At 67.3% G+C, this 10,515-nt stretch carries 7 protein-coding genes; 5 read left to right on the plus strand and 2 right to left on the minus strand.

Annotation, left to right across the window (positions count from 1 at the left end; genetic code table 11):
- The first annotated feature begins 13 nt into the window (after positions 1 to 13).
- From WT97_RS01600 to WT97_RS01615, 4 genes are all read left to right on the plus strand, one after another.
- A complete protein-coding gene (locus WT97_RS01600) occupies positions 14 to 3,187 on the plus strand; it encodes an efflux RND transporter permease subunit (protein ID WP_060352697.1) in 3,174 nt (1,057 codons plus the stop codon).
- Positions 3,184 to 4,707: an efflux transporter outer membrane subunit gene (locus WT97_RS01605; protein ID WP_060352689.1), complete on the plus strand. Its 1,524-nt coding sequence runs from the start codon at positions 3,184 to 3,186 to the stop codon at positions 4,705 to 4,707. The genes WT97_RS01600 and WT97_RS01605 overlap by 4 nt, the downstream gene beginning before the upstream one ends.
- Before the next feature lie 519 nt (positions 4,708 to 5,226).
- The gene (locus WT97_RS01610) at positions 5,227 to 6,477 is read left to right on the plus strand and encodes an MFS transporter (RefSeq protein WP_060035820.1); all 1,251 of its coding nucleotides are present in this window, start codon (positions 5,227 to 5,229) and stop codon (positions 6,475 to 6,477) included.
- A 177-nt stretch (positions 6,478 to 6,654) separates the two neighbouring features.
- Positions 6,655 to 7,266 carry a cysteine hydrolase family protein gene (locus WT97_RS01615; protein ID WP_059500184.1) on the plus strand — a complete coding sequence of 204 codons (612 nt, stop codon included), beginning with the start codon at positions 6,655 to 6,657 and terminating at the stop codon, positions 7,264 to 7,266.
- A gap of 196 nt (positions 7,267 to 7,462) precedes the next feature.
- On the opposite strand, the gene WT97_RS01620 is transcribed toward WT97_RS01615, so the two are convergent.
- Positions 7,463 to 7,939 carry a nuclear transport factor 2 family protein gene (locus tag WT97_RS01620; RefSeq protein ID WP_059500185.1) on the minus strand — a complete coding sequence of 159 codons (477 nt, stop codon included), beginning with the start codon at positions 7,937 to 7,939 and terminating at the stop codon, positions 7,463 to 7,465.
- 354 nt (positions 7,940 to 8,293) lie between these two features.
- A complete protein-coding gene (locus WT97_RS31975) occupies positions 8,294 to 8,665 on the minus strand; it encodes a YXWGXW repeat-containing protein (protein WP_082741733.1) in 372 nt (123 codons plus the stop codon).
- 586 nt (positions 8,666 to 9,251) lie between these two features.
- On the opposite strand from WT97_RS31975, the gene WT97_RS01625 reads away from it, so the two are divergent.
- Positions 9,252 to 10,373, plus strand: coding sequence for a porin (locus tag WT97_RS01625; RefSeq protein ID WP_059500186.1), 1,122 nt, complete (start codon positions 9,252 to 9,254; stop codon positions 10,371 to 10,373).
- The last annotated feature ends 142 nt before the right edge of the window (positions 10,374 to 10,515 follow it).

Below are 10,515 nucleotides of genomic sequence, written 5' to 3' on the forward strand. Positions count from 1 at the left end.
CGGGAGCGATACGATGGATTTCTCCCGATTCTTCATCGACCGGCCGATCTTCGCGGTCGTGCTGTCGATCGTCATCTTCGCGATCGGCCTGATCTCGATCCCGATGCTGCCGGCCGGCGAATATCCGGAAGTCGTGCCGCCGAGCGTCGTCGTGCGTGCAACGTACCCGGGCGCGAACCCGAAGGAAATCGCCGAGTCGGTGGCCGAGCCGCTGGAAGAGGCGATCAACGGCGTCGAAGGCATCATGTACATGAAGTCGGTCGCCGGTTCGGACGGCAGCCTGCAGGTCGTCGTCACGTTCCTGCAAGGCGTCGACCCCGACACGGCCGCCGTGCGCGTGCAGAACCGCGTGAGCCAGGCGCTGTCGCGCCTGCCCGACGAGGTGCGCCAGTACGGCGTGACCACGCAGAAGCAGTCGCCGACGCCGCTGATGTACGTGAGCCTCTATTCGCCGGACAACAGCCGCGATTCGCTGTACCTGCGCAACTACCTGACGCTGCACGTGAAGGATGAACTGTCGCGGCTCACCGGCATCGGCGACGTCGGCGTGTACGGCTCCGGCGATTACGCGATGCGGCTGTGGCTCGACCCGAACCGGCTCGCGTCGCGCGGCTTGACCGCGAGCGACGTGATCGCGGCCGTGCGCGAGCAGAACGTGCAGGTGTCGGCAGGTCAGCTCGGCGCGGAGCCGTCGCCGAAGAAAAACGACTTCCTCGTGTCGATCAACGTGCGCGGCCGCCTGCGCACCGTGCAGGAATTCGGCGACATCGTGCTGCGCAACGGCGACGACGGCCAGGTCGTGAAGCTGTCCGACGTCGCCCGCATCGAGCTCGGCGCGGGCGACTACACGCTGCGTTCGTATTTCAACGACAGGCATTCGGCCGTGGTCGGCATCTTCCTGTCGCCGGGCGCGAACGCGCTCGACGTCGCGAAGGCCGTGTATGCGAAGCTCGACGAGCTGTCGAAGCGCTTCCCGCCCGGCGTCGCATACCGCCCCGTGTGGGACCCGACGGTATTCGTGCGCGAATCGATCCGCGCGGTGCAGCACACGCTGATCGAGGCCGTCGTGCTGGTCGTGCTCGTCGTGATCCTGTTCCTGCAAACGTGGCGCGCGTCGATCATTCCGCTCGTCGCGGTGCCGGTGTCGGTGGTCGGCACGTTCGCATGGCTCTACCTGCTCGGCTATTCGATCAACACGCTGACGCTGTTCGGGCTCGTGCTCGCGATCGGGATCGTCGTCGACGATGCGATCGTCGTCGTCGAGAACGTCGAGCGCAACATCGCCCGTGGGCTGAGCCCGCGCGACGCCGCACACCAGGCGATGCGCGAGGTGTCGGGGCCGATCGTCGCGATCGCACTCGTGCTGTGCGCAGTGTTCGTGCCGATGGCTTTCATGTCGGGCGTGACCGGCCAGTTCTACAAGCAGTTCGCGGTAACGATCGCGATCTCGACGGTGATCTCCGCGATCAACTCGTTGACGCTGTCGCCCGCGCTCGCCGCGAAGCTGCTGCGTCCGCACGGCGCGCCGAAGGATGCGCTGACGCGTGCGCTCGATCGCGCATTCGGCTGGCTGTTCCGTCCGTTCAACCGGTTCTTCGAACGCAGCTCCGACCGTTACCACGGCGTCGTCGGCCGCATGCTGAAGCGGCGCGGCGCGGTGTTCGCGGTCTATGCGGCGCTGCTCGCGGCGACCGCGCTGCTGTTCGACGCGGTGCCGGGTGGCTTCATCCCGGTGCAGGACAAGCTGTACCTGTTCGCGGGCGCGAAGCTGCCGGAAGGCGCGTCGCTCGCGCGCACCAGCGCGGTGACCGAGCAGATGACGAAGATCGCGCTCGGCACCGACGGCGTCGAGATGGTGCCGGCGTTCGCCGGGCTGAACGCGTTGCAGGGCGTGAACACGCCGAACATCACGAACTCGTACGTGATCCTGAAGCCGTTCGACCGGCGTCATCGCAGCGCCGCGCAGATCAACGCGGACCTGAACGCGCGCTTCGCGGCGATCGGCGGCGGCATTACCTATGCGCTGATGCCGCCGCCGATCCAGGGGCTCGGCAACGGCTCCGGCTACTCGCTGTACCTGGAGGATCGCGGCGGGCTTGGCTACGGCGAGTTGCAGAAGGCGCTCGGCGCGTTTCAGGCCGCAGTCGCGAAGACGCCGGGGATGAGCTATCCCGTCAGCTCGTACCAGGCAAACATCCCGCAGCTCGAGGTGAAGGTCGACCGGCTCAAGGCGAAGGCGCAGGGCGTCGCGCTGACCGATCTGTTCAATACGTTGCAGGTCTATCTCGGTTCGATGTACGTGAACGACTTCAACGTGTTCGGCCGCGTGTATCGCGTGATGGCGCAAGCGGATGCCGGCCACCGGCAGACGGCCGCCGACATCGCGAACCTGCGCACGCGCAACGCGAAGGGCGAGATGGTGCCGATCGGCTCGATGGTGACGGTCGGACCCGCGTACGGTCCCGACCCGGTCGTCCGCTACAACGGTTATCCGGCCGCCGACCTGATCGGCGACGCCGATCCGAAGACCATGTCGTCGTCGCAGGCGATCGCGAAGCTGCAGCAGATCGCGAAGGACGTGCTGCCGCCGGGCATCGCGCTCGAATGGACCGACCTCAGCTACCAGCAGGTCACGCAGCGCAACGCGGCGATCGTCGTATTCCCGCTGGCCGTGATGCTGGTGTTCCTGGTGCTCGCGTCGCTGTACGAGAGCTGGACGCTGCCGCTCGCGGTAATCCTGATCGTGCCCGTGTGCATGTGCGCGGCGCTGTTCGGCGTGTGGCTGTCCGGCGGCGACAACAACGTGTTCGTGCAGGTCGGCCTGGTCGTGCTGATGGGGCTGGCGTGCAAGAACGCAATCCTGATCGTCGAGTTCGCGCGCGAGCTCGAGATCCAGGGCGAGGGCGCGGTCGAAGCGGCGCTCGAAGCGTGCAGGCTGCGGCTGCGTCCGATCGTGATGACGTCGGTTGCGTTCATCGCGGGCTCGGTGCCGCTGCTGATCGGCAGCGGCGCGGGCAGCGAGGTGCGGGCGGCCACCGGCGTCACCGTGTTCGCCGGGATGCTGGGCGTCACGCTGTTCGGGCTGTTCCTGACTCCCGTGTTCTACGTGGCGATCCGCAAGCTCGCGGGCGGCACGCCGGCCGTCTGGCGCGAACAGCACGGCACCCTCGAAGGAGAAAACCGATGAGCGCCGCTTTCCGTCTTTCCGCGCTGGCGATGTCGGTGACGCTCGCTGCCTGCGCGGTCGGCCCCGATTTCGGACGGCCCGATACGATCACGGCCGCGCGGTTCGCGCGCGACGACCGTCCTGCGACGCAGCGCGACGCGGCGACGGTCCAGACAGGCTCCGATATGCCGCCCGACGCGTCGGCCGACGCCGATGCCACGTTCTGGCGCGGGTTCGGCGATCCGGTGCTGACGCAGTTGATCGATGCGGCGCTCGCGGCGAACCAGGACCTGCAGGTCGCGGTGTCGCGTTACGACGCGTCGAATGCGCTGCTGTCTCAGGCAACGTTCGACCGCTATCCGACGATCACCGCGAGCGGCCGGATCGGCCATCAATTGATGAGCAAGGACCAGGCGTTCGGCGCGCCGCGCAGCCAGCGCGACACGCCGACGTCGAGCGTCGGCATCAATGCCGCGTGGGAACTCGACCTGTTCGGCCGCGTACGCCGCTCGATCGAGTCGCAGCGCGCGGAAACGGCGGCGAGCGCCGCGGACGTGCGCGCGGTGCGCGTCGCGATCGCGGCGGAGATCGCGAGTACGTACGTCGATCTGCGCGGCTCGCAGGAGCGGTTGCGGATCGCTCGCGAGAATGCCGACAACCAGAAGCAGACGCTCGCCCTGATCAATGCGCGCGTCGGCGCGGGGCGAGGCTCCGACCTCGATGCGGCGCGCGCACGCGCGCAGTACGAATCGACGACATCGCGGATCGCCGTGTACGAAGCCGCGATCGGCGTCGACGAGCATCGGCTCGCGGTGTTGACCGGGCAGACGCCGGATGCGCTGATCGGCCGGTTCGACCTGCCGAAGGCGGCCGCGCCGACGGGCACGCCGGTCCCGCTGCCGGCGCTCGCGGCCGACATCGATCCCGGCACGCCGGGCGACCTGCTGCGCCGCCGCCCCGATGTCGCGGCCGCCGAGGCGCGGCTGCATGCGGCGACAGCCCGCGTCGGCGTCGCGACCGCCGACCTGTTCCCGCGCTTCACGCTGTCCGGGTTGCTCGGCAGCGCGACGAGCAGCTACGGGTTCTTCCGCGCGGGCAGCGACACGAACCTGATCGCGCTCGGCATCGACTGGTCTTTCCTCGACGTCGGCCGCGTGCGTGCGCGGATCGCGGCGAGCGACGCGGAAGCGGCCGGCCAGCTTGCGCAGTATCGGCAGACCGTACTCGGCGCGCTGGAGGAAACCGAGAACGCGCTGCTGCGTGTCGCCCGCACGCGTGACGAGACCGCGCACCTCGTGCGTGCGGCCGGCGACAGCGCACGCGCCGCGCAGCTTGCGCAGGCGCGTTTCTCGGCAGGCGCGATCGACTACTACGAAGTGCTCGACGCGCAGCGGACGCTGCTGCAGGCGCAGGACGCGGCGGCCGACGGACGGATGCGCAGCGCGGCATCGGCGGTCGCGCTGTACAAGGCGCTCGCGGGCGGCTGGCCGTCGGGCGTGGGGCAGGGCGTGCAAGGTCCGCTCGCTCGGTCGGGGAAGTAGCGCGAGCAGGGTTCGGGTCTCGCTCGCGGCGATGCGGGAAGCGCAGGCCGAAGGTCTGACGGGTCGTTGCTCCCGCGAGCGGCACGAGCGCGATCCGGTGCGCGAACAGCTCGCGCGCATGGCCGGGCAGCAGCGAGCAGCCGACGCTGCCCGATACGAGGTTGGTCGGCGAGAAGATGTCGCCCACCGCGTCACGACGTTGGGCGTCACGTGGCCGACGCGTGCGAGCGGGTCGCCCGTCGCCTCTCGCGGGGTACGCGCCGTTCGCGGGATCGTTCGGATTCCTCTTCAGCATGTTCATGCACGACGGCGCGCGGTGCGTGGTCGCGCAGCCGGCTGCTTCGGGGCGGGCCGCCGTGCGCCGAGTCGCGGCCGCACGGCCGGGACGACGAGCCATCGGCGCGGGTCGCATGCGGGGTATCGCGCGAACCGATGCTTAGCATCGCCGGCGGCGGCCTACCGCGGCCGCCGCCCGGTCATTACGCTTGGGCGATCATTCACTCTGTCCGGAAGGTCGCCATGTCCCGGTTCGACTACAAACTGCTCGGCCCCTGCCTGCTCGCCATCGCGCTCGACGCGATGGGGTTCGGGCTTGTTTATCCGATGATGTCCGCCATCTTCAGCGATCCGCACGCGGGCATCCTGCCGGCCGACGCCAGTGCACACGCGCGCAATTTCTATCTCGGTCTCGGCTACGGAATCTACCCGCTGTGCATGTTCTTCGGCTCGTCGCTGATGGGTGAGCTGTCCGATCGCTACGGCCGCCGTCGGATCCTGCTGCTGTGCGTGCTGGGCCTCGCGGTCGGCTACGCGACGATGGCAGCCGGTGCGTGGCTGGGCAGCGTCGCGCTGCTGCTCGCCGGCCGCGGGCTCACCGGCCTGATGGCCGGTTGCCAGGGCATCGCGCAGGCGGCCGTCGCCGATCTCGGCACGCCCGATACGAAGGCGTACGACATGAGCATCATGTCGCTTGCGTTCAGCGCGGGCGTGATCGTCGGCCCGGTGCTCGGCGGCGTCGCGTCCGACCGGACGATCTCGCCGCTGTTCGACTACGGCACGCCGTTCGTGCTGGTCGCGGCGCTGTCGCTGATCTGCGCGTGCTGGACCTGGGCGTCGTATCGCGATTGTGCCGCGCCGCGCGGCGATACGCGCATCGATCCGCTGCTGCCGTTGCGGATCATCCGGGAGGCCGCGCGCCAGCGCAACGTCGCGTTCCTGTCGGTGGTGTTCTTCCTGATGCAGGTCGGCTACGGGCTCTACCTGCAGACCATCATGCTGCTGTTGCAGGCGAAATTCGGCTATACGAGCGCGCGGCTCGGGCTGTTCAGCGGCGTGATCGGCATCTGCTTCGTGTTCGGCCTGTTGTGCGTCGTGCGGCTGATGCTGCGCGTGTGGCGCGTGATCGAGATCGCGAAGACGGGCCTGCTGGTGGCCGGCCTCGGCCAGATCCTGTCCGCGTTGTTTCCGCACGAACCGGTGCTGTGGGCGCTCGCGATGGTCGTCGGCTGTTTCGACATGGTTGCGTACACGACGATGTATACCGCGTTTTCCGATGCCGTCAGCGACGATCGGCAGGGCTGGGCGCTCGGCGTCGCGGGCTCGGTGATGGCGGTCGCGTGGGTCGTGACGGGGGCGCTGACGAACCTGCTGCCCGTATTCGGCGAAATCGGCCTGCTGCTGATCGGCGGCGCGGGTTTCCTGCTCAGCTTCGCGATGATGGTCGCTTACGGCCGTATGCGGCCGGGCGCGCGAACGGCCGTGCTGTCGTAGGCGGCGCTCGCGCACGTTGGCCCGATTCTGTCGGACGTTGTCCCGCGCGCCGCTGTCGCGTCGCGCCGCGCGGCCCGACACTGGCGCGTCGCGGCCGGGGAGGTTCCGGGCCGCGTCCGGCGACGCCGCAAGGCCCGGCGCGCCGTTCCGCCAATGTGTCAACCGAGAGGGCATTCCATGCAACATCCGACCATCCGTACCCTGGCCGGCGCGAGCGCGCCGACGTCGATCGCCGCCGCCCGCACCGCGCTGCTGGTGATCGATTTCCAGAACGAATACTTCAGCGGCCGTCTGCCGATTCCGGACGGGCCGCGTGCGCTGGGCAATGCGCGGCGCGTGATCGCGTTCGCCGACCGCGCGGGCATTCCGGTGTTCCACGTTCAGCACGTCGGGTCGGCCGACAGCCCGATCTTCGCCGACGGCAGCCACGGCTTCCGCTTTCATGCGGACCTGCAGCCGGCGCCCGCTCACGCGGTCGTGAAGAAAACGTCGGTGAGCGTCTTCCCGACGACGGACCTCGATGCGCGGCTGAAGGCGGCCGGCATCGACACGCTGATCGTCACCGGCCTGATGACGCATGCGTGCGTGGCCGGCGCGGCACGCGATGCGGTGCCGCTCGGCTATGCGGTGATCGTCGTCGACGATGCCTGCGCGACGCGCGATCTCGACGTCGCGGACGGCGGCACGGTGCCGCACCGCGACCTCCATCGTGCGACGCTGGCCGCATTGTCGGATACGTTCGGCGACGTGCTGACCACCGAGCAGGTGCTGGCGCTCGGCGTCGCGTGACGGCGCCGGTTCGCGCACCGATCGCCCGGGCCTGGCGCGACGTACGTGCGTCGCTGCGAATGCAGACGCACGTCTCGATCGCACGGGACTGCGCGAGCGTCGCTACCGAACGGGCGAACCGATTGCCGTCGAAGATCGCGAAGCAGCGTCGATTCGGCCGGCGTAGGGGGCGGCCGGTCGCGTCCGGCGTCGTGCATCAGAACATCGTGTTCTGGTTCGCGGACGTTTCGGGTACCGGCTGAATCACGTCCCAGTGTTCGACGATCTTGCCGTTCTTCACGCGGAAGATGTCGACCACCGCTTCGCCGCGATCGCCCGGATGCTCGGTCGCATGCACGTGCAGGTAGACGAGATCGCCGTCGGCCGCGCTGCGGACGATGCGCGCGCGCGATGCCGGGTTCTTCTGGAACGCTCCGACGAAGTACGACACGAACGGTTGCTTGCCGTCCGGCACGTACGGGTTGTGCTGTTTGTAGTCGTCCGCGACGACGGCGGCGGCCTCGACTGCTTCGTGCCGGTTGAAGAAGCGATCGTAGAACGTCAGCACGAGCCGGCGATTGGCTTCCTCGGTGGCCAGGTCGCGTGCGGCGGGGCCGGCGGCCAGCGCAGCTGTCGATGCGGCCAGCAAAACGAATGCGGCACCGGCGCGAACGGGGGAGCGGGACGATGACATGTAGCGTTTTCCTTGTCTGGCGATACGTGGACGGGATGGGCGAGCGACCCGCGGGTTGCGCGGGTCGGGACGGCCGGCGCGCGAGCTGGACGGCGGTGGGCGCTGGGCGCGGTGCGCGCATCGGTTCGTTGACCGGCGGTGTGCGGTAGACGATTTCGATGGGATTGAGGCATCGTCGGACGCATTCGCATCGCTATCGTATGACTTCGTTATCGGAATGATGCCGCCGGAATGGCGACCCGACGATATGTCGACTGCAGTGCGGCTGCCGTAACGCACGATTGCGTGGCGTGGACCGCGTCGGTTCTCGCGCGCGACTCGGCTCCGGCCCTTCGGCTGGGGCCGAGCCGCTGCTCACCGCCACGAGCCGTCGACGTAGACCCACACCGACCCTTGGCGGCGCCAGTAGCCGGGTACCCAGCGGCGCCCGGGGCGTCGCGCGACCCAGCGACCGGGAACCCATATATAGCGGCCGCGCTGCCAGCGCCAATAGCCGTCCGTCCATATATAGCCATGCGGCCGTGGCGGGGGCGGGCGACGGTCGTGGCGTGCCGCAGGCGGCGCGAAGCCCGGCCGGTCTGCATAGGGCGGCCCGCCGGGTACGCGATTCGGGCCGGCGGGCCGATACACGGGCGGGGAAGGCTGGGCCGAGGCGGCGCGCAACCAGCCGGTGCCGACGAAGGCGGCGGTCAATCCGATGGCGCGCAGCAACGAGCGTCGATTCATGGCGGCTCCTGTTCTGTATGCGAGGCTGCCTTACATTAGCCTGCCGGTCTGCCCGCCGCGTTACGGGGCCGGTTAAGGCTGTTACCGCGTGTCACGGCGGGGTCGAGCCGCCGTTTCCTTTCCAACGGCTGACGGAATCTCGCCGTGGCAGAGGTATCGGCCCCTGTTTAGGGTGCCGAGGGGACGTTTTAGATGCGGAAAGGCCAATATTTGAGATTTGATAAGGTAATAATTACCGTTTTTGGTGGGCCGAACCGAAACCGTTTGTTGTTTCTATGCAACCGTCAAGCCGATGACATGAAAGAATGGTGCGATGAAAGCGTCCAAAAAGCCGGCGTCAAGAGGTCAAAAACAAACGTTAAAACAAATACTTATGACGCGGCCCCACTTTCATTATTTCTAGTTCTGGAAAAGCTTATTTCTTTATTTGCGGATCGCTCCCCTAGGGTACACCCCTAAACTCACGGTTCCCAAACGGGCAACTATCCGGGCGCCGCCAGCAGGACCGATGGCGCTCCCGGGCGGTTGAAGACCGTTTATGAACAAGGTCGCGAGACCTGCCTCTTTTTAGAAGGGAGCTCCACGAATGAACAAGACTCTGATCGTTGCAGCAGCTGCAGCATCGTTCGCTACCGTCGCTCACGCGCAAAGCAGCGTCACGCTGTACGGCGTGCTGGACGCAGGCATCACCTACACGAGCAACGTCCAGCCGGCACTCGGCCAAGCTGGCAAGTCGCGTTGGGCGATGGGTTCGGGCATTGACCAGAGCCGTTTCGGCCTGCGTGGCTCGGAAGACCTCGGTGGCGGCCTGAAGGCAATCTTCACGTTGGAAAGCGGCTTCAACATCGGTAACGGCCGCTTCGCAAACGGCAACGGCGGCATGTTCAACCGCCAGGCTTTCGTTGGCCTGTCGAGCCAGTACGGCACGGTCACGCTGGGTAAGCAGTATGACGCAACGCAAGACTACCTGGCGCCGCTGACGGCAACGGGCTCGTGGGGCGGCACGTACTTCGCGCACCCGCTGAACCTCGACCGTCTGAGCACGAACGGCGACGTCGCGCAGAACAACACGATCAAGTACACGAGCGCTAACTACGCTGGTCTGCAATTCGGCGGCACGTACTCGTTCTCGAACAGCACGAACTTCGGCAACAACCGTGCATACAGCGGCGGTCTGTCGTACCAGTTCCAAGGCCTGAAGCTGGGTGCAGCATACTCGCAAGCGAACCTGGGCGACGGTACGAACGCAAACGGCGCGACGTCGTCGGCAATCGGTGGCATCGCTAGCCAAGGCCGCGTCCGTACGTACGGTGCTGCTGCTGGTTACGCATTCGGCCCGGCGCAAGTCGGCGCTGCATGGACGCAAGCGCGTCTCGACAACAACGCAGTTGCTGCAGGCACGCTGCGCACCGATAACTACGAAGTCAACGCAAAGTACAACCTGACGCCGGCTCTCGGCCTGGGTGCTGCTTACACGTACACGAACGCGAAGATCAACAACGGCAGCACGCACTGGAACCAGTTCGGTCTGCAAGCTGACTACGCACTGTCGAAGCGCACGGACGTCTACGCACAAGCTGTGTACCAGCGTGCAGCGAAGAACGGCATCGGCGCGTCGATCTACAACGGCGACAGCTTCGCCAACAACCTGCCGAGCTCGTCGATCAACCAAACCGCAGCAACGGTTGGTCTGCGTCACCGCTTCTAAGCGTGACGGGCGGGGTAACCCGCTTCGCAGCATCGAAAAAGGCGCCTTCGGGCGCCTTTTTTTTCGTGTGCGCCCAGCATGGGCGCATTCCTGCGGGTGGAAGTCCCGCCATAAGCTGATCACGGCAAATGAAGTGAAGCGC

This window comes from Burkholderia sp. MSMB1459WGS (assembly GCF_001534535.1).
GTDB lineage: Bacteria > Pseudomonadota > Gammaproteobacteria > Burkholderiales > Burkholderiaceae > Burkholderia.

Excerpts from the sequence above, each read along its gene's own strand:
- WT97_RS01600 (WP_060352697.1), top strand. The coding sequence starts at position 14 with ATGGATTTCTCCCGATTCTTCATCGACCGGCCGATCTTCGCGGTCGTG.
- WT97_RS01605 (WP_060352689.1), top strand. The coding sequence starts at position 3,184 with ATGAGCGCCGCTTTCCGTCTTTCCGCGCTGGCGATGTCGGTGACGCTC.
- WT97_RS01610 (WP_060035820.1), top strand. The coding sequence starts at position 5,227 with ATGTCCCGGTTCGACTACAAACTGCTCGGCCCCTGCCTGCTCGCCATC.
- WT97_RS01615 (WP_059500184.1), top strand. The coding sequence starts at position 6,655 with ATGCAACATCCGACCATCCGTACCCTGGCCGGCGCGAGCGCGCCGACG.
- WT97_RS01620 (WP_059500185.1), bottom strand. The coding sequence starts at position 7,939 with ATGTCATCGTCCCGCTCCCCCGTTCGCGCCGGTGCCGCATTCGTTTTG.
- WT97_RS31975 (WP_082741733.1), bottom strand. The coding sequence starts at position 8,665 with ATGAATCGACGCTCGTTGCTGCGCGCCATCGGATTGACCGCCGCCTTC.
- WT97_RS01625 (WP_059500186.1), top strand. The coding sequence starts at position 9,252 with ATGAACAAGACTCTGATCGTTGCAGCAGCTGCAGCATCGTTCGCTACC.